This is a genomic window from Pistricoccus aurantiacus (assembly GCF_007954585.1).
Taxonomy (GTDB): domain Bacteria; phylum Pseudomonadota; class Gammaproteobacteria; order Pseudomonadales; family Halomonadaceae; genus Pistricoccus; species Pistricoccus aurantiacus.
This window is the reverse complement of record NZ_CP042382.1, coordinates 2,210,740-2,235,089: the sequence shown is the minus strand read 5'-3', so window position 1 is coordinate 2,235,089 and position 24,350 is coordinate 2,210,740. Positions and strand designations below refer to the sequence as shown.

The following is a 24,350-nucleotide window of genomic DNA, read 5'->3' as shown; positions in this document are numbered from 1 at the left end:
GAAGAGTGAAAAACACCATGAAAAACAACCTATTGGCAGCATCCCTCCTGGCCTTGTCGCTGGCTTCCGGTATGGCACTCGCGGCAGGCACCGACTCCGCCGCCATGCAGGAACATAGGCAGAAACTGCAGCAGCAAGCGCAACAGGCCGCCGAAACCGAAGGCCACGGGTCCGATGCGCATGTACAGGCGTTGCAAAAGCAAGTGCAAGAACTGGAAGCCATGGTCGATGAGCTGTCGACTGAAGAGAAGGCAGAAAACGCCAAAAGCGACATGTAATATTCGCTGTACCGAGATTTTCAAATTCTCTCTATCAGCAAAAAGGGTTCTATTTGATAGAACCCTTTTAATTTCTGAAACCTTTGCAGACCACTAATTTCGAACTAATAAATTTTATTGTCATGTTTAGCTCCGACTTCCTGGTCTGGGGATACGTAGTGTCATGCAAAAGAATATCGAGGCAAGTCTGGCCAAGGTGCCGGAAGTCACTCTGCTGTTCTGGATCATCAAGATCGCTGCTACCACCCTGGGCGAAACCGGTGGTGATGCGGTATCGATGTCGATGAATCTCGGCTATCTCGTGGCGACGGGAATCTTCGCGGTGGTATTTCTTGTATTCGTCGGCGCGCAGATCGCCGCCAAGCGCTTCCACCCTTTTCTGTACTGGGCAACGATCGTTGCCACTACCACCGTTGGCACGACGCTTGCGGACTTCGCCGATCGCTCCTTGGGCATTGGCTATGCGGGGGGTACCTCGCTACTGTTCGCCGCTCTAATGGCTTCCTTGATCCTCTGGTATCGCACCATGGGATCGATCTCCGTGGAATCGGTCAGCTCCCCCAAGACCGAAGCCTTCTACTGGACCACCATCATGTTCTCCCAGACGCTGGGAACCGCCTTGGGGGATTGGACCGCGGATACCGCCGGGCTGGGATACACCGGCGCCGCCGCTATCTTCGCCGCCCTGCTTGCCCTGGTCGCCGCCGCCTATTTCTGGACCCGGATCTCGCATACGCTATTGTTCTGGGCGGCTTTCGTGCTGACGCGCCCCTTGGGGGCCGTGGTGGGGGATTTCCTCGATAAGCCGGTCAGTGATGGGGGCCTGGCGCTGAGTCGTTACACCGCCTCCGCGGTTCTGATCGTCTTTATCGTGGCATGTATTCTGGTGTTCAAGCAGCGCGCCGCGAGCAAGAGCCATTAAGGATAAAAAAGTTACTCAGGAAACATTTATATCGCTCAGTCTGCCATCGACAGGCTGAGCGATAAATCATGCAGCAACACTTTAACGACAAGTCCTGCGTTTCAAGACTTTGGTAATCCTACGCATGGCAAATACCAACAGTGCCAATGGAATGTAGACCATTGCCACGATCAAATAAATATAAAAAAGCAGCAAGAAGAAAGCGAGACCCGCCAACTCATCGACGATCATGCCACCGTAATAGGAAACGGTTTCCAAGCCATCCAGAAAACGTGCTTTGAGTTGATTATTTAGCATGTTGATAGTGATCTCAAGGTTCACGAGATCACACTTTAACTATGCATTCTTAAGACAAACTTAGCGTGTCATTTTATTTATTTTACGCTTTTAAGCATTACTTAAGAAAAAGAATCGATCATGCGTTATTTGTATTGGTTATTCATCCCAAGACGATTATCGGCAGGTATAAGGTCATCATTCTTGGCTGACGCTTGTAAAGGACGCAGACAATGATCAGGAAGTCGAGCAAGTATTTCAAGATCATCGGTATGATGATCATGTTGTTATTACTGACCGGAATTATCTTGATTCTGGTCACTCGTGGCCAAATTGTATCCATGGCGGCATCCGGGCTCGACCGTAGTATTTTTCAGTCCAAAGTTGCGGCTGCGGATCGTAATAATGGCTCTAATGCAATAAACAACGAAGCCGCCGTCGGCGGTTCGATACTGCTGGCGGCAGGCGATATCGCGAGGTGCCAGCCGGCCGGCGGCGCCGCAACCCATGCCGAGGAAATATGGCGAAATCTCGATCACTCTCTTGGGCTTCCCGTCGCCAAGCTCAAGGCAAACCCCGGCGCCCTTCAGACGGCGAATCTCGTCGAGCAGTATCCCGGCGCGCCGGTCCTGGCCCTCGGCGACCTTGCTTATCCGGACGGCGCACCCGCGGATTTCACGCACTGCTACGAGCGGATCTGGGGCGACTTTAAGCAGCGGACCTACCCCGCTCCGGGCAATCATGAATACCATTCCCTTAACGCTTACGGCTACTACGACTACTGGGGTAGCCGGGCGGGGCCCGAGCGACGCGGCTACTATGCGCGGCGCCAGAACGACTGGCTTATCCTATCGCTCAACAGCGAAGTCGCCGCGGATACCGATTCTCTTCAGGCTCGCTGGCTCGAAGACCAGCTGGCGAAGTCAGACGCGGCTTGCGTGCTTGCCTTCTTCCACAGACCCGCCTTTTCGACCAAGGACCGTGAAGGCAATGCAGACGCCCGGCGACTGTTCGACATTCTCTACCGCCATGGCGCGACCCTGGTACTGAACGGACATAACCATTTCTACGAACGAACCCGGCCGCTCGATGCAGCGGGCCGCGTCGATCCCGAGCATGGCATCAGGACCTTCGTGGTTGGCACCGGCGGCACCGATCCCGATGATTCGCGGCCACCGGCGGCTTTTTCCAAGCGCCTGATTGGCGGCGTGCATGGCCTGTTGAAGCTCGAACTCTCCCCGGAGGAATACCAATGGCAGTTCCTGTCGGCGAAAACCCATGAAGTCCTGGATAGCGGAGCAGGGTCGTGTAATTCGCGGTGATAAACGATGGGAAACAACAAGCCGATGAAATCCAGCGTCCAGCTCTTGAATCTCCTTACGCTATTCGCCGTTTATTGGTTGATCAGTCTGGTCGCCCTGTCGCGCCCCTACCTTCCCATCGATGAGACCCGCTACGTCAGCGTCGCCTGGGAAATGTGGCAGCAGCATCAGTTCTGGGTACCGCACATGAACGGCGCGCCCTATTCGGACAAGCCGCCGCTGCTGTTCTGGCTGATCCACCTCGGCTGGACACTCTTCGGCGTCAACGATGCCTGGCCCAAGCTGATTTCGCCGCTGGCGGCGCTATTGGCGCAATTCCATCTTTTTCGCATCGCCCACCGCCTGGGGGGAAGCGACTATGCCTGGCGGGCGACATTCGTGCTGGCGGCGATGCTGCTGTGGGTCGCCTACAGCGGCGCCTTGATGTTCGATGTGTTGCTCACCGCCTGCGTACTCGGCGCCATCGCGCCGCTGGTTTCGGCCGATTCGCCACTTTCTCGAAGACAATGGCTGATCGCCGGTGTGTGGTTGGGTCTGGGCTTGCTCACCAAGGGACCGACGGCGCTGGTCAGTTGGGGGGTGATCGTGCTGACTGCCCCTTACTGGCGTGGCCGAGTGGCGCCGGTCTGGTGGAAAGGGGTCGGCCTGGCCCTGGCGTTGGCCGTGCTGATGCTGCTGGCCTGGGCCTTGCCGGCAGCCTGGCTGGGCGGCGACGCCTTCGCACGACAGCTATTCTGGGGCCAGACCGCCGACCGCTTGTCCCAGGCCATGGATCATGCGCGCCCCTGGTACTGGTATTTTCCGCTGCTGCCGGTATTGCTGTTTCCCGCCTGGACCTGGCCGCCGCTCTGGCCTCGGCATCGATGGCGTGAGCGCCTGGAGCGTTTCGCCGGATGTTGGGCTTTGGGCACGCTTGCCTTTTTCATATTGATCAGCGCCAAGCAGATCCACTACCTGATGCCGCTGCTCCCGGCCTTGGCGCTTCTGGCCGCTCGGGAACTTCCGCAGAGCGATCGTCAGCCGCCACGGCTCTGGGGATTCGGGCTGGGCTGGAGCCTGCTCGCCCTGGCGGGTTTGGTCCTCAATGTTACGGGGTCGCCGTTGCTGCGCGACGGCATCGATCCGCTGGGCGCCCTCCTGTTATTGGCCGTGGCCCTCGGCAGCCTCGCGATTCGGCTGCACTCGCCGATGGCGATGCTGCGGGCCATGGCGCTATGCAATGCACTGGCCTGGGTCGTGGCGATTCATGTCATGTTGGGTCCGCTGTGGAGCGCGTATGACGTCAGCGCCCCGTCGCAAGTCATCAAGGATTGGCAGACGCGGAGTGGCGCCGTGGCCATTGCCGATATGGATTATCAGGCCACCTTCGGCTTTGCCGGACGCTTGACGGCTCCCTTGCAAGAGATCAAGAGCGAGAAGGTCGCCGACTGGAGCCAGCGGCATCCGAATGGCCTTATCGTCAGCAAGGTGAGCGAGGCAGCAGATATTCCTGAAGGTGCTCAGGCATTTCGCTATCGCGGAAGGTGGTTGGTATTGCGCGAGGCTCGTAATCTGCTGAAACAGTCGACCACACTATGAGAATGGATCTATTCAATCGTCTGACTGATATCTACCAAAATAACGAGGTTCAGTTGGCGATTGCTTGATAGGCAAAGCAGGGGGCATCCACGCCATCATCAAGCCGTTGGCATCTCCTGCAACTGCCAGCTGTTATTGGTCAGCGGCACCGCCCCAGCTGGCGTCACCACGACCGTGTCGCTGATACCGATGCCCCACCGGCCCGGCAACCGCAGGCAGATCGGCAGGTGAAACACCATGTTAGTCTCGAAGATAGCGTGCTGGCTGCGAGCGATATAGCCACTCCCCTCGACCCAGCTCGGCGGAAACTGCGCTCCCACCGCATAACCAAACACCCCGGAGAAGAATATCTGCTCACGCCAGGGTACCAGCAGGGTCTCGGCGGCCAGGGCGGCTTCGCTGAATCGGTTACCCGAGCGCATCGCCGCGCATAGCGTCTCGAACAGCTCACGGCAAAGATCGCGCAGGACGCGCATCTCGTCGCTGGCGCGCCCCGCCACCGCGGTACACATCATCGGTGCCGTATAGCGCTGATAGGCGGCACCAAACTCCAGGAACACCGGCTCGTCTTGGTCGATGGTGAACCGCTTGTGATTGACGTGAATAATACTGATGCGCCGCCCAGCGGTAACGATAGGCTGCATACTCATGAATTCGCTGCCCGCCGCCAACATGGCCCGAGCACCTTCGGCGGCGATGACATTGTCGGTGACACCAGGACGAATGACGCGCAGCGCGGCTCGAATGCCTGTCGCAGTAATCCGTGCACTCTCGCGCAGGCAGTTGAGCTCCAGCGATGATTTGACGATACGAATGTGATCGAGCAAGGCCCCGCTCTCTTGAAAGCGCTCGACGCTCAATCGCGCCTGCAACCGAATGATCACCTCGTGGCGGAGTCCGGCGCTCCAACCATCGATACCAATGCAACGATAGTTCGCCAGCACATCGCAGAGCGGCGTGATGACCTCATCGAGACACTCCCAGTGATAACCCAGCACCTCGTCGACGGATGCCGTGACCACCGCCGGCCCGGTTTCGATGGATGGAACCTGTAGGGTCAACCGATCCATGGCGCACACCAGACAGGCATGCACCGAGACCTCGAAGGTATGGTAGCCGGTCAGGTAGTAGATATCCGCCGGATCGGTAAGCAGCAACGCATCCAACCCTGCGGCCGACATCGCGTCCCGCACTTTCTGGCGGCGCGCGGCGAACTCGGCTTCGGGAAAGGGTAACTCACTGCCGTGTAGCTCAGCGGCCAAGGCATGTCGATAGGCGGTGTGATCCATTGTTGGCGCTCCAGCACTCAAGGTTGCCTTTGGAGTGTAGAAGGCCGGAGGCTAAACCGTGGCGGGTATCAAAGTACTTTAAAGCGCCGAACTGGACAGTCACGCTGGCCAAGGTGCCTCATTTCGCACTCTATGTATTCATACCCGAGTCACCTCAGGATCGCGCTGATCCATCACGAAGTAGCGCTCTTCCACTCAAGCCTGACTTCAAGCCCGCCCTGCTCGTGATTGCGCAATATCAAGTTGGCCTGTTGTCGCTTCGCCAACGCTACGGCGATGGCGAGCCCCAGGCCGCTGCCGGTGGTGCGTTGCGAGGCGGCGCGGCGAAAGCGCTCGGTTACCTTGCCGAGCATCTCCTCGGGAATGCCGGGACCGGTATCGCGGATGATCAAACGCGGGCCTTGTGGCGTTTGCTCCAGGGATACCGCGACCCGGCCACCGTCCGGCGTGTAGCGCAGGGCGTTGTCCAGCAGATTGCGTATCAGGATCCCAAGCTCGGTGGCATTGGCCATCACATGGAATCGCCGCATGGAGGCGTGTTCGGCCTTGGTGATTTCCAGCGTCTGGCCTCGCGCCTCGGCCAGCGGCCAGAGTTCCGCCGCCAGCTCTTGAACGAGGGCCCGCAGGTCGATCTTCTCGACGCCCTGCGGCTGACCTTGATCCACTCGTGCCAGCACCAGCAATTGCTCGACGACCCGCTGCAGCCGTTCGATGCCCATCCTCGCCTTGGCAAGCGCTGCCACTTCGCCGCCGATGGCGTTGTCCAGCTGGATCTTCAAGCCTGCCAAGGGGGTGCGCAGTTCGTGGGCGGCGTCCGCGGTAAAGCGACGCTCCTTTTCCAGGGTTTCGCCGAGCCTGGCGATAAAGGCATTAAGCGCGCGATGCAGTTCGCTCAACTCACGGGGCACGGACAGATGGATGGGACTCAGATCCGTATGATCGCGATCACGCACCTGTCGGGATAGTTGCTCGATGGGACTCAGGCCGCGACGAATCACCCGTGTCATCAACCACAGCGCCAACGGCATCAGCAGCAGCATCGGCCAGAGATGATTGATCGCGATGCGCTCGACAATTTCCTGCCTGAAGCCCTTTTTGAGGCCGATACGTACCCAGGTATCGCTATCGCTGTCGAACAGGCTGAAGACTCGCCAACGCTCGCCGTCATAATCCACCCAGCGAAAGCCTTCCTCCTGAGGCGCGGGAAAGGCGGAAGACTCATGCCAACGCGGCCCCAGCAGGCGGGGCGTGCCTTGGGCATCCCAGAAGCCCAGGCTTATCTTCTGCTCTTCATGATGATAGAGCACGCCAGTCGTTCGCTGCGCCGCCTCGTCGAATTTCCGGTCACCATTTAGCAGCGCCGGATGGTCTGGCTGGCTTAGACGCTGGGCGAGCGCGCGATACGCTTCGATATCCGGTGAAGGCGGTAGAAACGCGGCAATAATACGTCCTTCCAGGCTAAGCTGGGCGTCGAGGATTTCTTCAAGCTCGTGTTCGGAAATCAAATACGCCGCGATGGAGGATAGCAGGCTGATCAGCACCAGGGTGATCGCCAGGGTACGAACCAGATAGCGACGTATCGAAATCATGTTGCCTGGCTGTCTAGACGGTAGCCGATACCGCGCACGGTGACGATCAAACGCTTGTCGAGCTTCTTGCGAAGATGGTGCACGTGAACCTCCAGGGCGTTGGATTCCACTTCCTCTCCCCAGCCATACAGCAGACTTTCCAGCCGCGGGCGCGACAGCACCTTGTCGGGATGATACGCCAGCTCCAACAATAGCGCGTATTCCCGCCGCCCCAGCTTGATATCCTGGCCGCGCCAGCACACTCGATGGCTGGCATCATCGATCAGCAGCTCGCCAAGCTGCAGCTTGCTCGCGGCGTGTCCGGTGGCGCGCCGGGTAATCACCCGCAGGCGAGCCAGCAGCTCCTGAAGATCGAAAGGCTTGAGCACATAGTCGTCCGCCCCAGCGTCCAGCCCGCGGATGCGATCATCCACCGCATCCCGAGCGGTCAGGATCAGCACCGGCAAACGGCTTTGAATACGCACGCGCTTGAGCACTTCAAGACCATCGATATCTGGCAGCCCCAAATCGAGTATCAACGCCGAGAAGGTTTCATTCGTCAAGGCGGCAAGGCCCTCGCGACCTCGGCAGAACCAGTCCACTACATAGCCCTGGCGCTGCAGGGCAACCTTGACACCATCCCCAAGCAGCGGGTCATCCTCTATCAGTAGCACGCGCATCGTCTATCCTCGTCAAGAGTCTTCCGAGTATTGACCTGTTTGCTTAAGAAAACCTTAAGCAAAGTCATGCACTGTATATTTCCGCCCAACCTGTTGAAGGATCGTCAATATGCGGCAACTCCACTTATCGGTCATCATTCCCGCCAAGGATGAGGCCGACAACCTGCCTGGCCTGCTGGATGAGATCGCCGCCGCCTTGACTGGAACCGTTTACGAGATATTGGTGGTGGACGATGGCTCCAGCGACGCGACCTGGCCGTTGCTATGCCAGCGGGCAACCGTCGATGCTCGCTTGCGTCCCCTACGTCATCTCGAAAGCGCCGGCCAGAGTACCTCGCTGTGGCAGGCGGCTTGGCACGCCCGGGGCAACTGGCTGGCAACCCTGGATGGCGACGGCCAGAACGATCCGGCGGATATCCCCCGCTTACTGAACGTCGCAATGAATAGCGATCTCGCGTTGATCGCCGGCCATCGGATAGCACGCCAGGACAGCTGGCTGAAACGCCTGTCATCGCGCACCGCCAATCGCGTACGCGCCACGCTGCTCAAGGACGCGACCCCGGACACCGGCTGCGGGCTCAAGCTGATCCGTCGCGACGCCTTTCTGACCCTGCCCTATTTCGATCACATGCACCGCTTCCTGCCCGCCCTCGTGCAGGCCCAGGGCGGGCGCTGCCGGTCCGTATCCGTCAACCATCGCCCGCGCCGAGCCGGTCAATCGAAGTACGGTCTGCACGACCGGCTTTGGGTCGGCCTGGTGGATATGCTGGGGGTGCTATGGCTGCAGCGGCGATGCAGTCTGCCGGCCTCGCTGGAAGTCGCGCCTGAAGCGGAAAACGCCGAGCCGGATCGGCAGGCTATCCGCCGGCAGGAGGTATCATGACCGCAACGCTCTGGCTGATCGTTGGCTTTGTTGGACAAGGCCTCTTCAGCGCCCGTTTCATCGTGCAATGGCTGGCCAGCGAGCGGGCAAAACGCAGCGTGGTTCCTATCGCCTTCTGGTTCTTCAGCCTGGGCGGTGGCGCCACCTTGCTCGCTTATGCCATCTACCGCCGGGACCCGGTGTTTATCCTGGGGCAGGCGGCGGGCTTGTTCATCTACGCACGCAACCTGATGCTGCTGCGCCGGGAGTCGCAAGAGCGCCGTTCGGCTTCCTGACCGTCAAGGGTCCTTTTTCATGCTGTATCGCCCGAATTATCTGCATGCCCCATTGACGCGCTGGCAATGGCTGGGCTTCGGCGTTTTCGCCTGTGCGTTTCTCGCCCTTGGCATCGGCCTGCGGGACCCCTGGCCCGCGGACGAGCCGCGCTTCGCTCTCAATGCGTTGGAAATGCTGCGCACCGGCCAGCTCTGGCTACCCCACCGGGGAGGCGAACTGTATCCGGATAAACCGCCGCTTTATATGTGGGCCACCGCGCTAGGTATTGCGGCCACCGGCTCGGTGCGCTTGGGCTTCCTGCTGCCGTCACTGCTTGCCGCCCTCGGCACCCTGGCGCTGATCGTCGACCTGACTCGGCGACTATATGGTCAGCGCATCGCGATGCTCGCCGGGCTCGCCCTGCTGACCACCCTGCAGTTCGTGCTGCAGGCCAAGGCCGCGCAGATCGACATGCTGCTGACGTTCTTCGTCACCCTGGGCGCCTACGGGCTGATGCGTCATGCGCTGCTGGGGGATTCCAGGGGCTGGTGGTATCTCGCCTGTATCGCCATGGGTCTGGGCATCTTGACCAAGGGCGTGGGCTTTCTACCGTTGCTGATGCTGCCGGCCTGGTGGTGGCTGGCCAGACAAGGACACGCCACGCGCCTGGAGATGAAAACGTTGCTCCTGGGGCTGGGTTGCCTGCTCGGCACGCTCCTTCTATGGGCGGTGCCGATGATCCTGATCACCAGCCTGAGTGATGATCCCAGCCTGGCCGCCTATCGGGACAATATCCTCTTCAAGCAGACCGGGGAGCGTTACGCCAGCGCCTGGCATCATCTCAAGCCCTGGTACTACTACCTGGTCGAGGTGCTGCCCTGGGCCTGGATGCCGCTGGTGCTCCTGCTGCCCTGGGTGCTACCCGCCTGGTGGCGGCGTCTGCGGCGTGGCGATGCGAAAATTGTCATGCCGCTATTCGGCATCACCGCCATTCTGGTGTTCTTCTCCTGGTCGCCGGGCAAACGCGGGGTCTATGTCTTGCCCACCATTCCACTGCTGGTACTGGCCCTGGCGCCCCTGTTCCCTGGTCTGCTAGGCAAGATCGGCCCTAACCGCCTGGGCACCTTGGTGCTTGTCGCGTTGGGGGGCATTTTTCTTGCCGCCGGCATCCTGGGCGCCCTGGGCCTGCCCGCTCTTGCGCAATTGTCGGTTCGGTATCAGGTCACACCCTGGCTGGGCTGGAGTCTGCTCGGCTGCGCCGCCATCGCCCTGCTCGCCTGGCTGCGTGTCCGTGGTGGGCTTGCGGCGCTGGGGCTCTGGTTCGTGATCTTCTGGGGCTGGTGGTCGACGGATGCCTACCTGCAGATGAACGATACCCGCTCCCCCCGGGGCATGATGCAACGCGTTGTCGAACAGACCGGCCAAGACGCCTGGCTGGCCCTGCCGGCATTCGGCGAGGAGTTTCTGCTGCAGGCCCGCCAGCCCAGCGTGCATTTTGGCTATCACACCCCGCTGGAGGCGCAACTGAAGCGCGCCTATGCCTGGCTCGAACAGGCACCGGATAAGCGTTGGATGCTGATCGAGCGGGATAATGCCGAAGAAATCGAATGCCTGGACGACCCCCAGGTGATCGATATGGGCCATCAAAACGGTGAGTATTGGACCCTGGCGCCCGGTATCGCCTTCGACGCCTGCCAGGGAGACGCTAATGCCGCGCCACTTTTCATCGCACCGACAACCTTGAAGGAAAAATAGCGAAGAAAAGTCAATCCGTAAGTTTTCTTTAAGAAATGCTAACTAGGCTGACAAGCCGGCTTTACTTCACGTCAAGGAGAATACGAATGACGGTGCTTGCTCAGCCCATCGACTCATCGGCCAATCGAGAAAAGCGTCGATCCTCGAAAAAGATCCGTCTTTTGCCCATCGCGATACTGGTGCTGTTGAGCGGCGCAATGCTCCTGACCGCCACCATCCAGAGCGCTTTACTGACGATCGCCATGCTGGCCAGCCTTGGCTTCCTGCAGCTTGGCGCATCGTTTTACAACGCCCAGTTGAAGGAGGACCTGCTGGCACTGGCCATGGCGGCATTGGGCACGATTGCGATGCTTTATCTGTTGGCCTAGCGCTCTGACCGGATACAAGACAGCGCGGCAGTACTCTTCCCGCGATCAAACGACCAGCCCCGCGATCAAACGGCCAGGAGATCCTGGGTTTCTGGGTGTCGTTTGGCATAGGCGACGACGAAGCTGCAGGTGGGCACGAATTTGCGACCCTGGCGGCGCACATCGTCGAGCGCGCCGGCGACAAGCCTGGAGCCGATGCCTCGACCTTCGAGCGCCGGCGGCACAAAGGTGTGATCGAAGGTCATTATATTGCCTTCACGCCAATAGGTAGCGATGGCAAGCATGCCATCGACTTCCAGTTCGTAGCGAGACTTCGCTGTATTGTGGCGAACCGATTCTTCCGTCATGACCATTACCCGTCCCTATTGGCAGATACATGGAACGGCGATCGCTTCCTGGAAATGGAGGCGGCCCCTGACAGCCACATCCCGGCACACGCATCCACCACTACCGTTGCTCCCTTCCGGGCCTGGCGGGGTTTGCAGTATCGCGTTGCGGGAGGACCGACAAGGGCCACCATAACATTCGGCTATGAAATGCTGTCTCAACGATAACCGATTTTTTTAAGTTCTCACCGCATTGAACCGTGCAAGGACAGTCCGTTCAAGCACTTGCCGCGAGAGCGACGGCACTATAACAGCGCCTTTCGACCCTCGCAAGCCTGCTCGATTCGTGATCACGACTATTCAGACTATGCTTAAGACGGTAAGTTGGACAAACACTCCCTGAAAGGAAATGACCATGCAGAAAGATCCCAACAAAGGATATATCGCCTTGCTTGGCTGGAGTCTCAACGCGGTCGAGGCAGCGGAAAACTTCGATCGGCGCTACGTGGTCGTAGCCCCGGACTGGGCGGAGGATTATTGCAAGCAGCACGATATTCCCTATCTCGCCTGGAACTTCGAGCGGCTCAACGACCGCTCCATGGAAATCGCCGAAACTCTCAAGGAAATGGGCGTGGATGTCGCCATTCCCCTTTTCGAGGAAACCGTGGAATGGGCCGGTGCCATCAACTCGGTGCTGATGGACAACCCGCGGCTCTACGGACAGGCGCTGCTGTTGCGGGACAAGGCATTGATGAAACGCCGCGCTCAGCTGGGCGGTATCCGCGTGGGTATTTTCGAGGAAGCTCACGACAAAGGTGACGTCATTCGCTTTCTCAAGCGGGTCAACCAGACGCTGCTGAAGCTCGACGGCGACCCCAATGACCCGATCCACCTCAAGGCCTTCGACAAGGCGGGGTGTCTGGGTCACCGGGTCATCCGCACCCCGGACGAGATCGACTCGATCCCGGAGGAAGAATTCCCGGTACTGATGGAGTCCCACCTGGACGGCTGGGAATTCGCGGTCGAAGCATGGGTTCACGACGGCAAGATTCGCTTTCTGAATATCTCGGAATACGTGACGCTGGGCTATTCCGTGTTCGTGCCCGCGACGCCGGAGCTCGAGAAATACCGTGAAGCGATCACCCGTCAGATCGAAAAGCTGATCAAGACCTTCGATATCGAATTCGGCTTCATTCATCCGGAATACTTCGTCACCAGCGACGGAGAAATGTACTTCGGTGAGGTCGCCTATCGTCCGCCGGGCTTCAAGGTGTTCGAGCTGCTTGAGCGTGCCTACGGCTTCAACGCCTATCAAGGCTTGATCCTGTCCTTCGACCCCAAGACCACTGAAGAGGAAATCACTGCCTTCTTCCCCAGGGAAGTGGTGGATGCCAAGGGTCATGCGGGATGCTTCGGGGTCTATCCGCGACGTCGCGTGGTCAGCCGGCTGGAAATGCCCGAGGAAACCGAGGATCATCCCTACTTCGAATCCCATGAACTTACCCCGCCGCTGGAAGAGACGGTGACCAAACGCACCGCTTTCGGCACCCATTGGGGGCTGATCTATTTCTTCGGCGAGGATCCGCATACCATGCGCGACCTGCTCAAGCATCAGGAAGAACTGGACTTCTATGTATAACCCTCGCGCCATCCCTCATGTGCGTGTCATGACGACAAGGAGTCACGGTGACTGACGACAACGCACCCCAGGTGGACGCCAGCAAGCTGGATGGCTTGCTGGCCAAGCTCGACGACGCGGTAGCGATCCTGGCCAATGCGCCATGCTTTTCCAAGCCCGCCAAGGTCAGTCGTGTCTTCGATACCGCGCGTCGCGTGATGCTGGTCGAGGGCGGTTGCGACGCTCTGGAAAGCCGTGCCCAGGCCATGGAACAGTCCGGCATGTTCGAAGGCTCCGACTGGGAATCGCCCCAGGCCCTGGTACCCGCTCTGGCTTCCCAGGCGTTGAAGAGCGCCAGCGTCGACAGCGTGATGATCGAAACCCTGAGCGAGCTGCGCCTGCTGGCGGTGGCCCGAGGCGACTATGTTCATTCCCTGGTTTCCGCGGAGCAGGCTCATCATTATCTGACTCAGACCTTGGCCGTCAATCTGACGTTCCTGTTCGATTCTCCCAGCGAAGCGGAGCGGGAAACCCAAGGACGACTGGCGCAGATACCGCGCATCCTGTTTCGCCACCTGGCCTCGCGCATCGGCTACGAACACATCATCGACCGCTTGATCGAGGAAATCTGGCGCATCCTCAAGCAGCGCCCGATTCAGACGGGGGCCATCAAGCGCATGGTCACCCAGATCGCCCTATGCCAGGCGGACCCCGCTATCGACCTGGGCATCAGCGGTCAGGGAGCGGATCGGCTGGTGAGCAGCCTGTTCGGTCCGACTCAGGCCTGCCGGGAGGATCCGGGCATCGATGTTTATGCCGAACGGCTTGCCTGCATGGACCAGGCGGCGCTTCAGAACGAAGCCACCGGGTTCGCTCGGGCCATGCACGATACCGGTCTGGTGTCACCCTATCATGCGGTACTGCTGCGACACTTGCATGACCAGGGCGACATGCTGGTATCCGAGGCGCTGGGGCTCTCCTCCACCGGCCGCGACTGCCTGCTGTGCTATCGCGACCTGATTCACGAGCTGGTATACCAAGGCATTCACGCTCCAACCTGCCAAGGCATCTATGGTCTCGCCCTGATGCTCGAGCGCGGGATTCTCTATCAACCCCCGGTGGCGCCGGCGCTATGGCGTCAGTTGGGGCTCGAACTTTCTGCCTGGTCTCGTCAACGTCTTAGCCTGGCCCTCGGTGAGGCCGCTTCCCCACAGGCCTGGCTGATCGAAGGCGTGCTATGCATGCTCGGCCTTCCCCTGGGGGTAGGTCAGGGCAACAACCCTACCTGCCAGTCCGCTCGCGCCCTGTCCATGTGGGCCTACAACGATCCGGACTACCTGCTGCAGATGGTGACCTGGGCCGCCCGGGACGACGAGATCATCATTCACTTCGAAGGCCAGCCGATTTCTTCCATGGCCAGTCTTTCCGGGGTGGCCACCGCCTTGCCCATGGATCTCGATCCGGTATCGCTGCTGGTGGTTCCCTACCTGGACCGTATCTACGCGGAAATGGGCAGGCGCTGCGCCGACCGTGAAGGCGACCCGCACCGCTGGGTCAACCCGGAATTCCACGGCTGGTGGGCAGGCCGTGGTTTCAGCATCAACGTGGATGTCGCCACCGGCAAGCTGATCCACCTGGAGAACTTCCTGCGCCAGTTCTATGCCTGCTATCACCCTTATTACAACGGCAATCAGCCGCTGATTCATCCGCAGCCCGCAGGTATCGCCGTGACCGACAGCACCGCGCGCTTCATCGGCTGGCACGCTATCACCCTGCTGCGCGTCAATCTCGACCTGAATGGGGAAATGCGCGCTTTCTTCTACAATCCCAACAACGATAGCGGTCAGGATTGGGGCGACGGCGTCAAGGTCAGCACCTCCGGGTACGGAGAGCGCTTCGGCGAGGCATCGCTGCCTTTCGAGCAGTTTGCTTCACGGCTGTATATCTTTCATTACGATCCGCTGGAGCGCGGCGAACTGGCGCAGGTTTCCCAGGAAGAGCTGGATCGCGTCATCGGTTATATCACCCGCAGCTGGGGGGCGGACCGCCTACCTGCCGGTGATCTGCAGGCGGCTCGAGGTCTCATGCCTTCATGATGATGCGGCTCGACCAGCTGCTGGTGACGCAAGGCCTGGCGCGCTCCCGCACCAGGGCGCAGCGCCTGATTCGTCATGGCCGGGTCAGCCTGGCGGATCAACGTCCGCTCTTGCGACCGGCGGAAAAGCTGCCGCTGGATAGCCCGCTGGTGGTAACGGCGGATCCGGAGGAACGCTATGCCTCGCGAGCGGGGCTAAAGCTCGAAGCGCTGCTGAATCATCTCGAGCTGCGCCTCGACGATCGCCTGGTGCTGGATGTCGGTCAGTCCACCGGCGGTTTTACCGACTGCGCCTTGCAGCATGGTGCGGCTCACGTCATCGGTATCGACGTCGGTCACGACCAGCTCGACCCTCGATTGCGAGAAGATCCTCGAGTCACCTGCCTGGAGGGCATCAACGCGCGCGACATGACGCAAAGCCCCGCGCTCAGGAAAGTCCTCGTCCGCCAGGCGCCTAAAACACTCTCCCTAGCGATCATGGACGTTTCCTTTATTTCCCAGACGTTGATCCTGCCGTCACTGGCCGAACTGCTGCCCGTAGGCGGCGAGCTGCTTTCCCTGGTCAAGCCACAGTTCGAGGTAGGCCCGGGCAAGGTCAATGCCCAGGGGATAGTGACCGATCCACTTCTTTATGAGGAGGTGGAAAAGAAGCTTCGCCAGTGCTGCGCCAGCTGCGGTTTCGAGGTGCTTGACTGGCGGGATAGTCCTATCGCAGGGGGCGACGGCAATCGCGAATTTCTCCTGCATGCACGCCATCAATGATTGACTTGTCCGAACAGCATGGTAGAAACATGCCTTTTTGTGTTTCTCGACAGGATCGCCTCATGAAAATGCCCCAGGGTTTGAAGGCATTCGCTATCGGCTTGTCTCTGCTGTCCTTGTCAGGTGTCGCGCTGGCAGACAATGCGCTGACTCAGACGCCAACTACCATCGAAGCAACAGCGCCAGGCGTGGATAGCGACGAACAGCAAACACAGCAGCGCCGCGAAGAACCGCAAGCCCTGAACGAAGCGCGGGAGCGACGCGCGCTTGAGCGGGCTTCGGCGCGCAATCCGTTTTCGATCACCACCTATCGCCGCAACTACCTGCTACCCATCACCTACAATTTCAATCCCGATGAGCAAGCCTTCAGGGAAATCAGCAACGAAAACGTCGGCAATGCCGAAGTCAAGTTCCAGTTCAGCGCCAAGTTCAATCTGGCGAAAGATCTGTTCGGCAACAATGGCGATCTCTATTTTGCCTATACTCAGCGCAGCTGGTGGCAGGCTTATAACTCCGAGGCTTCTTCACCGTTTCGTGAAACCAACTTCGAACCTGAAGTGTTTCTCAGTTTCGACAACAACTTCTCCTGGCTGGGCTGGACCAACACCTACAATCGAATTGCGTTGAACCATCAGTCGAACGGTCGTTCCGATCCTTTGTCGCGTAGTTGGAACCGACTTTATGTGGAAGGCACCTTTCAAAAGGGCGATTGGGCAGTGGTGATTGCGCCACATTGGCGAATTCCGGAATCCGACGACGAGGACGACAATCCGGATATCGAACGCTATGTAGGCTACGGTGACATCACCGTGGCACGCCGGCTGTTCGATGACCAGGAGGCGACTCTTACCTGGCGAGGCAACCCTCGTACCGGCTACATGGGAGTCGGAGCAGATTATTCCTGGCCCTTGTTCAATAGTGTGCGCGGCTACATACAATATTATTACGGCTATGGCGAAAGCCTGGTCGACTACAATCATCGCAACAATCGGCTCGGCATCGGTTTCAGCATCAACCCTTTCTTTCCGAGGCGGCCCTGATCGGCGTTTCATTGCCGGCAAAGGATTGCCGCCACACGTAAGCCTGCTATGCTAGGGGCGTTATTCAACGTCACAGGAAGACCTCATGGCTAACCGCACACCGAATATCGACGCCAGTACCGATCAGCTGAAATCGGATCTGCGTCATCTTTCCCAAACCGTCGAAGAGCTGGTTCATGCAACCGCGGATGACTCGCGCAGCAACGTCAAGGAGCTTCGGGAGCGAGCCGAAAAACGCCTGAAAGACACACGCTCACGCCTCGAGGCACGGGGCGAAAGACTTTATCACGACGCTTACGACAGCGCCGTTCACCAAGCGGATGCCTTCGACGAGTATGTTCGTGACAATCCTTGGCGCAGTGTGGGTATCGGTACTCTCCTGGGCATCATCGTCGGCTTTATTCTCGGGCGGCGTTGATGTCCACAGGCCAAGGACCGGCGGAGCGCGTCTTTGACGCCACCAAACGCCTGATCTCGAGCCTGATCCAAAGCGGCGAGACGCGACTGCGTCTTGCCGTGGTCGAACTCGAGGAAGAACGCTCACGTCTTTTCTTGCTGCTGCTGCTGACCTGTTTCAGCCTTATCCTGATGCTGCTTGGCATGATGCTATTGACGCTGCTGATTGTCGTGCTGTTCTGGGACAGCCATCGTATCGCCGCTATCGTCACTTGTATCGTGCTGTTGTTGGGAGGAGGCCTCGGGCTGGCCAGTTGGGTCGTTTACAAAGCCCGTCAGCGCACTCTTCTGAAAAGCACGTTGAGACAACTCAAGGCGGATCGCCGGCTGCTGGGGAATCAGCGTGAACTTTGAGTCTCGTGCACACCGAGAGCGACGCTTGCGCAAGGCGAAACTCGAATCACTGATCGAGCAGCAGCGTATCGATCTGCTGGTGGACTCTCAGCGCTTTCGTGAAGCCACCAGCGGCATCGATCATGCCTGGCATACTTTGATGCGCTGGAAAGTGCCTCTTTACGGGCTCGGCGGGCTGCTGGTCGTGCGAAGCGCCAGGAAACCTCATTCGCTCAGGCGCTGGGGACAGCGTGCCATGGCGGGTGCATTCTTGTTTCAAAGGATACGCAAGCTACTCGCTGTTCTGCGTTGATTCGGCGAGCTGTGCCGGCGCGCAGACGACCGTACCGTACGAACAGAATATGCAACAGTCACCCGGCATTGGCTGCAGCAGACTTCCGCAGCCCGAACAGTGATAGAACCACTGACAGGCATCCGGCATCATGACTTCCACGCTGCGCTGACCACATAAAGGGCAAGTCAATGTAGATTCAAGAATAAGCCCCAAACTCATGACACCCTCGTTATTTTGTTCCCCTCCCGAATAAGCGTAGCCTAAGCATGGTGTCTTTACCCGCCACAGGAGCAAATATGTCAATCGCCATTACCCTACATCTACTGGCCGCCGTGATCTGGGTCGGCGGGATGTTTTTTGCCTATCTGGCGCTACGTCCAGTGGCAGGCCACCTGCTCGAGCCGCCCTTGCGGCTGCAGCTATGGGCCAAGGTATTCGACAAGTTCTTTCCTTGGGTATGGGCCGCGATAGTCCTGTTACTCACCTCCGGCTTCTGGATTATCTTCGCGGTTTACGGCGGCATGGACATGGTCGGTCTTCACGTGCACCTGATGCTGCTGTTGGGCCTGGTCATGATGGCGATCTTTCTGCATATCTACTTCGCCCCCTATCGACGACTCAATCAAGCCGTGGCGCGCCAGGACTGGACCGCCGGCGGTGCCAAGCTCAATCAGATCCGCAAGCTGATCGCTGTCAACCTGGTGCTGGGGCTGATCGTGATCGTCGTTGGCACCGGGGGCATCTATCTGTAACGAGGATCACACTGGGCCTCATGAAAAACCGATCTACACAGTCAGTCCGCAGGCGACACCCGAGGCCCAGGCCCACTGAAAGTTATAGCCGCCCAGTTCACCGGTGACATCCAGCACTTCGCCGATAAACCGCAGCTGCGGCACATTATCGACCGCAAAGCTTTGCGAGGAAATCCTTCGGGTATCGACCCCACCCAGTGTCACCTCCGCGGTACGCCAGCCCTCGGTTCCTGCGGGCTTGATTCGCAAGCGACCCAGGCGCCCTGCCCAGCCTTCAAGGTTGGCATTGGACCGCTCCGCCAAGGGGCCGTCGTCCCCATGCCATTCGATCAGCGCCTGAGCGAGCCTTTTCGGCAAATGCTCGCTCAGCAAGGTGGAAAGCCGACGCTTTGGAGTGGCCCGGCGAGCTTCGATCAAACATCCTCTGATATCGAACCCCGGCAGCAGATCGATCTCGATCTCGTCACCGGGTTGCCAATGGCTCGAGATCTGCAGCATGGCCGGACCGGACAGGCCGCGGTGGGTCAACAGCATGGGCTCGCGATATTCCCTACCACGACAGCGTACCGCCACCTCGCAGCTCACTCCGGCAAGATCCGCCGCCCGGGTCTTCCAACCGGAGGTCAAGGTGAAAGGCACCAGCGCCGGTCGCGTCTCCGTTACCCGCAGGCCAAACCGGCGGGCGATCTCGTAGCCAAACCCGCTAGCCCCCAGGGTGGGAATCGATAGCCCGCCGGTGGCGATCACCACCGCACCGGTATCGATGCGCCCCGCCGACGTCTGCAGACGCATGCCCTCGCCCTGAGGTTCGATTGATTCCACTGCGGTCTTGAGGCGTATTTCCACCCCCGCCCAGTCGCACTCGGTCAGCAGGGTCCGCAGCAGCTCCTTGGCGGAATGAGCGCAGAACAGCTGCCCTGCTGCCTTCTCGACGTATTCCAGGCTATGACGCTCCACCAGTTCGACGAAATGTTCCGGTCGATAGCGCTTGAGCGCGGAAATGCAGAAGCGCGGATTTTCGGAAAAGAAGTTGGCCGGCGACGTCGCCAGATTGGTGAAATTGCAGCGGCCGCCCCCGGACATCAGGATCTTCTTGCCCGCCTTGTTGGCATGATCGAGCACCAGTACCCGCCGACCTTGGTAGCCGGCGGTCAGCGCGCACATCAACCCCGCGGCGCCGGCACCGAGGATAACGACATCAGGATGCTTCATGAGGTCTCACGACAATATTGTATGATCAAGAAAGTCAGCGCTTGCCGATTGCCCCCATCCTAACAGCCAAGCTCTTTGACAAGCCCCGGGAATGACGCACAAAGGAGGTGCCGCATGCAGAAAAGAATCAGTTTTTTTATTCACCATCAGGGGCGGGGGCATGCTCAGCGCGCCAGGGCCATCATTCAGCGCTTTTCTAAGGAGCGTCCGGTCACCGTCATGACCGCGGACCCGAGCCTGTTCGAGAATTTCGAGCGGCCCATCGATATCATCGCCCTGCCCGACATGATCGGTGCCGACGTTCCAACGACGGCGCTTTACCAGGCCACTACCCCTTCGATCATGCACTGCGTGCCGCTGGGAGTGAAGGAAATGCGCCGCACCATGCGCCTGATTCTCGACCATCTGGACGATAGCGATACGGGGCTTTTCGTGATCGACGTTTCCGCGGAGCTGGCCCTGCTTGCGCGCATCGCCAGCGTACCGGCGGTAAAGATTCGCATGCACGGCGACCGCAGCGATCGGGGGCATCTCGGCGCCTATGAATGTTGTATCGGGATGCTGGCCCCTTACGACGAGCGCTTGGAACAACCGGACTACCCGGACTGGGCACGAGCCAAGACGCACTATACCGGGGGGCTTTGTACCACGGATACCTCATTCGGGGACAAGCAAGCTGCTCGCCGTAAGCTGGGCCTGCCGAGCGATCAAGAAGTGATCGTCGTTCTGACCGGCGGTGGCGGTGCCGGCACCCCCTACGCGCCTCTGACCGTGGCGGCGCGGGCCGCCACCGGATCGCGCTTTATCACCATCGGTCCGGTACATCGAGAAGGCCATGAGACGGATTTCTTCAACCTGGAAAATCACGGCTGGGTCACGAATGTCACCGATTATCTCGTCGCCAGCGATATCGTCCTGGCCTCCGCCGGCGACAACACCGTGCATGAAATCGCCCGAATCGGACGTCCCTACATCTGCGCCCCGGAATGGCGCTACTATGGCGAGCAGGTACGCAAGGCGGAATGTCTGCAGCGCCTTGGGGCGGCGATCCACCTGGAAAATTGGCCCAGTAGCATCGACGCCTGGCAAGAGCTGCTAATGCGTGCAAGAGAGCTCGATGTTTCCACCCTGCGGGAGCTTTATTCTCCTCAGGCAGCACGCACCGCCGCCCAGTGGCTCGAAAACCTGACGGACCGGCTATGGCAAGACGATCGTAAGACCGCACTCCTTGGTCACCTTCAAGAGGCAGTGGCCAACCCAGGTATCAGCTAAACAGCGCCGTATCCGGCAGTTTCGCACGGCGTATTTCATCCGCGGTAGGATAGCGCAGAATCTCGAGCGTATTCCCCTCTTCACGCCAGGCGATCAGACCCGCGTCGCGAAACTGACCGAGCCAGTACTCCATGCACCAACGTTGCCACTTGCGATGAAAATAGTCGGCGTTGCGCAGGATATGAACGAAATGCGGATAGGGAGGCGCATGCATGGGATGGTGTTGATGATAGGCGCGGGCGCGGCCGAGCCAGAAGAACGGCACTCTCGCATCATGCAGACGCCAAGCGAAATCCGTCTCCTCTCCTCCGTAACCGTAAAAGGCTTCATCCATGCCGCCGGCTCGCCAATAATCCCGACGGCCAAGTGCGAAAGAAAGCCCCCATAGACTTCCCGGATCAGGCTCCAGGCGCCTACCTTCCTTTGGCATTGTGGGCCTGGCGGGATGCGACTTGCCCACGCCATCCAGCCGTAAATAATCCAGCGGCGTCGTTACCGCCCCGGCGGGCAGGTAAAACACTTCGCCCAGATACAATCCTACCCTTTCGCTCAAGGCCTGGCGGTAGCTCTCGACAAGGGAAGGAGATGGAATGCAGTCCACGTCGAGAAATATCAGCACCTCGTTGTTCGCTGCCTGTGCCGCCCGATTGCGCGCCTTCGCCAAGGGCATGATTTCATCGTCAATATAGACTTCGCGCACCGGAAATCGGGTTTCCGGCAGGTGCCGATGCGGCTCCGGCTGCATGTAGGCCACGATCAATTCGTCCGGAAGCCGGGTCTGGCGCGTCAGGCCGTGAATCAGATTGACGAGATGCTCCCGCCGTCCTCTCACCAGAGTCAGGACACTGACGCCCATCAAGACACCTTTTTATCAACAGTGCTTTTATCGGTCGAAACGTGCTGCTGAAAATAGGTTACGCCCTCGATGACGCCCTGGGCGTGGCTCGCCTTGGCGAAATAGCCATGCGTCAGCGTCGGGTCGTCGAGCAGATCATCGGAAAAGTTGGCGACGATGATGGCGCAGGGCATGGTCCGCAGCATCTCCAGATCGTTACCGGAATCTCCCGCCACGAAGACCGCCTGCTTGGGCAAACCGTAATGTCGTCGAACATGTTCCACCGCTTTTCCCTTGGAGGCGCCAGGGGGCAGAATATCCAGATAGCGACCGTGGCTATAAATCACGCTGGCGCGCAGCCCGCAGGATGCGAGCCGCTCGCGCACCTTCGTGGCAAGCGATGGCTGATTCTTGATCAGGTAGCTTAGCTTGAAGGGCCGCTGCTCCATCTGGCCTTGGGACGTCAGTTCCACCATATCCCTCAGGGCATCGAGAATCGTCTGAGGCCGCCAATCCTGGCCAATAAGCCGTGCCCACTCATGATCCTGTCGATAGGTGACGCGGTTTTCCTCGAGATAATAAATCTCGCTTCCCACGGAGGTAATCATGACTTCCGGGCTGGGCATTCCTTGCTGTTCGAGCACGTTCAGAGCGCTATGGAAACTGCGTCCGGTCGCGACGCCGAAGCCCATGGCAACCTGAGTATTTCGCCATCGACAAAACGCCGCCGCTGCCTTTTCGGAACCCAGCAGCGTGTTGTCGATATCGCTGATCAACAGGCTGGTCGCCCTGGCCCTTGGTGGTATTCGCTCAAGGCCGCGCCGTATCAGTTCATGGTATTGCGCCACATGCGCCTGCCAATCGTAAGCGGCGACCGCCGAAGCACCAGCTTTCGCATAACGCTGCCATCTTGGTTCATTCGACAGTAGTTCAAGGGCCGCCGTGGCGATGGCATTCGGCGAGTGCGGATTGACCAGTACGCCATTACCGCAGCGCTCGACGATATCGTTAGGGCCACCGCTATCCGTGGCGATGACCGGCAGGCCCGCGGCGGAAGCTTCAAGAAGCGTCAATCCGAAAGGCTCGTTGAAGGCCGGATTGACGAAAACGCCCTTTCGCTTGCGCGCAAAGGCATAAATGGCGGGAATGTCGCAGGACGCATGCTGCTTGGGATAGGCGACGCTACCGTACAGGTCGTACTTGTCGATCAGGTAAAGCAGTTCCTCGAGATTGTCGCGGATTTCGCCTTCCAAGGTAGCGATATCCTTTCGGTTACCGGCAATCACTATCAGATTGGCCTTTTCCTGAAGCGCCTTGGATTCACCGTAGGCGGTGACCAGCGAGGCAAGGTTTTTCTTCGATACCGGGCGTGCAATGGCAAGCAATACCGGTTTTTCCGGCGCTTTCAAGAAGCGGTTCAGCATTTCATCGACTCGTGCATCGCTGCTCGCTTCACGAAAGCATCGCAGGTCGCTGCCAGGCGCGATGATACGAATCTTGCCTGGATCATAGGCGTCGTAAGCGGCGTACTGGACTTCCGCTTCGTCTCGGGAACTGGCAACGATCAAATCCGCCCGTTCGATCACCTCCTCTTCGCACTCGATGCGTCGAGCCAGGGTTTTCATGTCGTCATTGTCCAACAGCGAGTGAAGTTCGTGACAGGCTTGCCATTTTATCCTGCCCAATGAGTGCGCGGTGAACAGGTAGGGAATTCCGTGACGCGACTTGATGACCATGGCGACCTTTCCCGCGTCGGCGTAATGGGCATGCAGCACATCGGGTTTGCGTTCTTGAGTATCCAGGTAATCATCCAGCGCTTCGATAAAAGCCGGCAGTTCACGCCACAGCGCCTCCTTGGGAAGATAGTCGGGACACGGGGTTCTGAAGCGCAATATACGAATCTTGTCATCGATTGTTTCGCAATCCCGACCATAGCTAGCCGTGTGGGGCATATCGAAGGCCCGGGTCACGATATCGATACGCTGGACGGTTGCGTCCCAGGATGACGCTCCGACCAGTTCCAGCAGGTACTTGATGTGACCTCCCGTGTCGGCGGTTATACCATACTCGACCTGCTGGCCGCGCAAGCAGCCTTGTAAGGCGACATGCATGATATACATGGTTCAACATCCTTATTTATTTTACTTTTTCCTAAAATTCTTCCTTATTGCAACATGGAC

26 protein-coding genes and 1 other RNA gene are annotated in these 24,350 nt (G+C 59.1%); 17 read left to right on the top strand and 10 right to left on the bottom strand.

Annotated features, from left to right (window positions below; translation table 11 throughout):
• Window positions 1-17: 17 nt before the first annotated feature.
• Window positions 18-278, top strand: coding sequence for a hypothetical protein (locus FGL86_RS10725; RefSeq protein WP_147184554.1), 261 nt, complete (start codon window positions 18-20; stop codon window positions 276-278).
• A 163-nt stretch (window positions 279-441) separates the two neighbouring features.
• The gene (locus FGL86_RS10720; protein ID WP_147184553.1) at window positions 442-1,200 is read left to right on the top strand and encodes a COG4705 family protein; all 759 of its coding nucleotides are present in this window, start codon (window positions 442-444) and stop codon (window positions 1,198-1,200) included.
• A gap of 81 nt (window positions 1,201-1,281) precedes the next feature.
• Here the strand turns inward: FGL86_RS10720 and FGL86_RS10715 are convergent, their stop codons facing one another.
• Window positions 1,282-1,521 carry a hypothetical protein gene (locus tag FGL86_RS10715; RefSeq protein WP_147184552.1) on the bottom strand — a complete coding sequence of 80 codons (240 nt, stop codon included), beginning with the start codon at window positions 1,519-1,521 and terminating at the stop codon, window positions 1,282-1,284.
• A 188-nt stretch (window positions 1,522-1,709) separates the two neighbouring features.
• On the opposite strand from FGL86_RS10715, the gene FGL86_RS10710 reads away from it, so the two are divergent.
• Window positions 1,710-2,798 carry a metallophosphoesterase family protein gene (locus FGL86_RS10710; RefSeq protein WP_147184551.1) on the top strand — a complete coding sequence of 363 codons (1,089 nt, stop codon included), beginning with the start codon at window positions 1,710-1,712 and terminating at the stop codon, window positions 2,796-2,798.
• A 24-nt stretch (window positions 2,799-2,822) separates the two neighbouring features.
• Entirely contained in the window at window positions 2,823-4,376 is a 1,554-nt protein-coding gene (locus FGL86_RS10705; protein WP_186764381.1) for an ArnT family glycosyltransferase, read from the top strand.
• A gap of 98 nt (window positions 4,377-4,474) precedes the next feature.
• On the opposite strand, the gene FGL86_RS10700 is transcribed toward FGL86_RS10705, so the two are convergent.
• The 3 genes from FGL86_RS10700 to FGL86_RS10690 form a co-directional block, all read right to left on the bottom strand.
• Window positions 4,475-5,665: a M24 family metallopeptidase gene (locus FGL86_RS10700; protein WP_147184549.1), complete on the bottom strand. Its 1,191-nt coding sequence runs from the start codon at window positions 5,663-5,665 to the stop codon at window positions 4,475-4,477.
• Window positions 5,666-5,838: 173 nt separating this feature from the next.
• Complete coding sequence (locus FGL86_RS10695) at window positions 5,839-7,254, bottom strand: ATP-binding protein (RefSeq protein ID WP_147184548.1); 1,416 nt, start codon at window positions 7,252-7,254, stop codon at window positions 5,839-5,841.
• A complete protein-coding gene (locus tag FGL86_RS10690; RefSeq protein ID WP_147184547.1) occupies window positions 7,251-7,913 on the bottom strand; it encodes a response regulator in 663 nt (220 codons plus the stop codon). The genes FGL86_RS10695 and FGL86_RS10690 overlap by 4 nt, the downstream gene beginning before the upstream one ends.
• Window positions 7,914-8,022: 109 nt before the next feature.
• On the opposite strand from FGL86_RS10690, the gene FGL86_RS10685 reads away from it, so the two are divergent.
• The 4 genes from FGL86_RS10685 to FGL86_RS10670 all read left to right on the top strand — a co-directional run bounded on the left by FGL86_RS10685 (window position 8,023) and on the right by FGL86_RS10670 (window position 11,174).
• Entirely contained in the window at window positions 8,023-8,796 is a 774-nt protein-coding gene (locus tag FGL86_RS10685; RefSeq protein WP_147184546.1) for a glycosyltransferase family 2 protein, read from the top strand.
• Window positions 8,793-9,071, top strand: coding sequence for a lipid-A-disaccharide synthase N-terminal domain-containing protein (locus FGL86_RS10680; protein WP_147184545.1), 279 nt, complete (start codon window positions 8,793-8,795; stop codon window positions 9,069-9,071). The genes FGL86_RS10685 and FGL86_RS10680 overlap by 4 nt, the downstream gene beginning before the upstream one ends.
• Window positions 9,072-9,090: 19 nt before the next feature.
• Window positions 9,091-10,806 (top strand): glycosyltransferase family 39 protein, encoded by a 1,716-nt coding sequence (locus FGL86_RS10675; protein ID WP_147184544.1) that lies wholly within the window; start codon window positions 9,091-9,093, stop codon window positions 10,804-10,806.
• 86 nt (window positions 10,807-10,892) lie between these two features.
• Complete coding sequence (locus tag FGL86_RS10670; RefSeq protein WP_147184543.1) at window positions 10,893-11,174, top strand: hypothetical protein; 282 nt, start codon at window positions 10,893-10,895, stop codon at window positions 11,172-11,174.
• 65 nt (window positions 11,175-11,239) lie between these two features.
• Here the strand turns inward: FGL86_RS10670 and FGL86_RS10665 are convergent, their stop codons facing one another.
• A complete protein-coding gene (locus FGL86_RS10665; RefSeq protein ID WP_222433741.1) occupies window positions 11,240-11,521 on the bottom strand; it encodes a GNAT family N-acetyltransferase in 282 nt (93 codons plus the stop codon).
• 65 nt (window positions 11,522-11,586) lie between these two features.
• Window positions 11,587-11,683, bottom strand: an RNA gene (gene ffs, locus FGL86_RS10660) — signal recognition particle sRNA small type.
• 232 nt (window positions 11,684-11,915) lie between these two features.
• Here ffs and FGL86_RS10655 point away from each other — a divergent pair.
• The 7 genes from FGL86_RS10655 to FGL86_RS10625 all read left to right on the top strand — a co-directional run bounded on the left by FGL86_RS10655 (window position 11,916) and on the right by FGL86_RS10625 (window position 18,117).
• The gene (locus FGL86_RS10655; RefSeq protein WP_147184541.1) at window positions 11,916-13,139 is read left to right on the top strand and encodes an ATP-grasp domain-containing protein; all 1,224 of its coding nucleotides are present in this window, start codon (window positions 11,916-11,918) and stop codon (window positions 13,137-13,139) included.
• Between the two features lie 47 nt (window positions 13,140-13,186).
• Window positions 13,187-15,214: a hypothetical protein gene (locus tag FGL86_RS10650; protein WP_147184540.1), complete on the top strand. Its 2,028-nt coding sequence runs from the start codon at window positions 13,187-13,189 to the stop codon at window positions 15,212-15,214.
• On the top strand, window positions 15,214-15,975 hold the full coding sequence (locus FGL86_RS10645) for a TlyA family RNA methyltransferase (protein ID WP_147186162.1): 762 nt from the start codon (window positions 15,214-15,216) through the stop codon (window positions 15,973-15,975). The genes FGL86_RS10650 and FGL86_RS10645 overlap by 1 nt, the downstream gene beginning before the upstream one ends.
• 62 nt (window positions 15,976-16,037) lie before the next feature.
• Window positions 16,038-17,015, top strand: coding sequence for a phospholipase A (locus FGL86_RS10640; RefSeq protein ID WP_147184539.1), 978 nt, complete (start codon window positions 16,038-16,040; stop codon window positions 17,013-17,015).
• A gap of 85 nt (window positions 17,016-17,100) precedes the next feature.
• Window positions 17,101-17,433: an ElaB/YgaM/YqjD family protein gene (locus FGL86_RS10635; RefSeq protein ID WP_147184538.1), complete on the top strand. Its 333-nt coding sequence runs from the start codon at window positions 17,101-17,103 to the stop codon at window positions 17,431-17,433.
• Window positions 17,433-17,825 (top strand): phage holin family protein, encoded by a 393-nt coding sequence (locus FGL86_RS10630; protein ID WP_147184537.1) that lies wholly within the window; start codon window positions 17,433-17,435, stop codon window positions 17,823-17,825. The genes FGL86_RS10635 and FGL86_RS10630 overlap by 1 nt, the downstream gene beginning before the upstream one ends.
• The gene (locus tag FGL86_RS10625) at window positions 17,815-18,117 is read left to right on the top strand and encodes a YqjK family protein (protein WP_186764380.1); all 303 of its coding nucleotides are present in this window, start codon (window positions 17,815-17,817) and stop codon (window positions 18,115-18,117) included. The genes FGL86_RS10630 and FGL86_RS10625 overlap by 11 nt, the downstream gene beginning before the upstream one ends.
• Here the strand turns inward: FGL86_RS10625 and FGL86_RS18275 are convergent.
• Window positions 18,097-18,246, bottom strand: a complete 150-nt coding sequence (locus FGL86_RS18275; protein WP_281288534.1) for a GDCCVxC domain-containing (seleno)protein — start codon at window positions 18,244-18,246, stop codon at window positions 18,097-18,099. The genes FGL86_RS10625 and FGL86_RS18275 overlap by 21 nt on opposite strands.
• 149 nt (window positions 18,247-18,395) lie before the next feature.
• Between FGL86_RS18275 and FGL86_RS10615 the strand changes: the two genes are divergently transcribed.
• Window positions 18,396-18,851, top strand: coding sequence for a CopD family protein (locus FGL86_RS10615; RefSeq protein ID WP_147184534.1), 456 nt, complete (start codon window positions 18,396-18,398; stop codon window positions 18,849-18,851).
• A gap of 33 nt (window positions 18,852-18,884) precedes the next feature.
• Here FGL86_RS10615 and FGL86_RS10610 read toward each other — a convergent pair whose 3' ends face one another.
• Complete coding sequence (locus FGL86_RS10610) at window positions 18,885-20,063, bottom strand: BaiN/RdsA family NAD(P)/FAD-dependent oxidoreductase (protein ID WP_147184533.1); 1,179 nt, start codon at window positions 20,061-20,063, stop codon at window positions 18,885-18,887.
• Window positions 20,064-20,177: 114 nt separating this feature from the next.
• On the opposite strand from FGL86_RS10610, the gene FGL86_RS10605 reads away from it, so the two are divergent.
• A complete protein-coding gene (locus tag FGL86_RS10605; protein ID WP_147184532.1) occupies window positions 20,178-21,335 on the top strand; it encodes a glycosyltransferase in 1,158 nt (385 codons plus the stop codon).
• On the opposite strand, the gene FGL86_RS10600 is transcribed toward FGL86_RS10605, so the two are convergent.
• Entirely contained in the window at window positions 21,328-22,191 is an 864-nt protein-coding gene (locus FGL86_RS10600) for a glycosyltransferase family 2 protein (protein ID WP_147184531.1), read from the bottom strand. The two genes, FGL86_RS10605 and FGL86_RS10600, sit on opposite strands and share 8 nt — an antisense overlap.
• The gene (locus tag FGL86_RS10595; protein ID WP_147184530.1) at window positions 22,191-24,290 is read right to left on the bottom strand and encodes an HAD-IIB family hydrolase; all 2,100 of its coding nucleotides are present in this window, start codon (window positions 24,288-24,290) and stop codon (window positions 22,191-22,193) included. Before FGL86_RS10595 ends, FGL86_RS10600 begins: the two co-directional genes overlap by 1 nt.
• Window positions 24,291-24,350: the final 60 nt, after the last annotated feature.

Bases quoted from the DNA above. Each gene is read 5' to 3' on its own strand.
- FGL86_RS10725 (WP_147184554.1), top strand. From the start codon at position 18: ATGAAAAACAACCTATTGGCAGCATCCCTCCTGGCCTTGTCGCTGGCT.
- FGL86_RS10720 (WP_147184553.1), top strand. From the start codon at position 442: ATGCAAAAGAATATCGAGGCAAGTCTGGCCAAGGTGCCGGAAGTCACT.
- FGL86_RS10710 (WP_147184551.1), top strand. From the start codon at position 1,710: ATGATCAGGAAGTCGAGCAAGTATTTCAAGATCATCGGTATGATGATC.
- FGL86_RS10705 (WP_186764381.1), top strand. From the start codon at position 2,823: ATGAAATCCAGCGTCCAGCTCTTGAATCTCCTTACGCTATTCGCCGTT.
- FGL86_RS10700 (WP_147184549.1), bottom strand. From the start codon at position 5,665: ATGGATCACACCGCCTATCGACATGCCTTGGCCGCTGAGCTACACGGC.
- FGL86_RS10695 (WP_147184548.1), bottom strand. From the start codon at position 7,254: ATGATTTCGATACGTCGCTATCTGGTTCGTACCCTGGCGATCACCCTG.
- FGL86_RS10690 (WP_147184547.1), bottom strand. From the start codon at position 7,913: ATGCGCGTGCTACTGATAGAGGATGACCCGCTGCTTGGGGATGGTGTC.
- FGL86_RS10685 (WP_147184546.1), top strand. From the start codon at position 8,023: ATGCGGCAACTCCACTTATCGGTCATCATTCCCGCCAAGGATGAGGCC.
- FGL86_RS10680 (WP_147184545.1), top strand. From the start codon at position 8,793: ATGACCGCAACGCTCTGGCTGATCGTTGGCTTTGTTGGACAAGGCCTC.
- FGL86_RS10675 (WP_147184544.1), top strand. From the start codon at position 9,091: ATGCTGTATCGCCCGAATTATCTGCATGCCCCATTGACGCGCTGGCAA.
- FGL86_RS10670 (WP_147184543.1), top strand. From the start codon at position 10,893: ATGACGGTGCTTGCTCAGCCCATCGACTCATCGGCCAATCGAGAAAAG.
- FGL86_RS10665 (WP_222433741.1), bottom strand. From the start codon at position 11,521: ATGACGGAAGAATCGGTTCGCCACAATACAGCGAAGTCTCGCTACGAA.
- FGL86_RS10655 (WP_147184541.1), top strand. From the start codon at position 11,916: ATGCAGAAAGATCCCAACAAAGGATATATCGCCTTGCTTGGCTGGAGT.
- FGL86_RS10645 (WP_147186162.1), top strand. From the start codon at position 15,214: ATGATGCGGCTCGACCAGCTGCTGGTGACGCAAGGCCTGGCGCGCTCC.
- FGL86_RS10640 (WP_147184539.1), top strand. From the start codon at position 16,038: ATGAAAATGCCCCAGGGTTTGAAGGCATTCGCTATCGGCTTGTCTCTG.
- FGL86_RS10635 (WP_147184538.1), top strand. From the start codon at position 17,101: ATGGCTAACCGCACACCGAATATCGACGCCAGTACCGATCAGCTGAAA.
- FGL86_RS10630 (WP_147184537.1), top strand. From the start codon at position 17,433: ATGTCCACAGGCCAAGGACCGGCGGAGCGCGTCTTTGACGCCACCAAA.
- FGL86_RS18275 (WP_281288534.1), bottom strand. From the start codon at position 18,246: ATGCCGGATGCCTGTCAGTGGTTCTATCACTGTTCGGGCTGCGGAAGT.
- FGL86_RS10615 (WP_147184534.1), top strand. From the start codon at position 18,396: ATGTCAATCGCCATTACCCTACATCTACTGGCCGCCGTGATCTGGGTC.
- FGL86_RS10610 (WP_147184533.1), bottom strand. From the start codon at position 20,063: ATGAAGCATCCTGATGTCGTTATCCTCGGTGCCGGCGCCGCGGGGTTG.
- FGL86_RS10605 (WP_147184532.1), top strand. From the start codon at position 20,178: ATGCAGAAAAGAATCAGTTTTTTTATTCACCATCAGGGGCGGGGGCAT.
- FGL86_RS10600 (WP_147184531.1), bottom strand. From the start codon at position 22,191: ATGGGCGTCAGTGTCCTGACTCTGGTGAGAGGACGGCGGGAGCATCTC.
- FGL86_RS10595 (WP_147184530.1), bottom strand. From the start codon at position 24,290: ATGTATATCATGCATGTCGCCTTACAAGGCTGCTTGCGCGGCCAGCAG.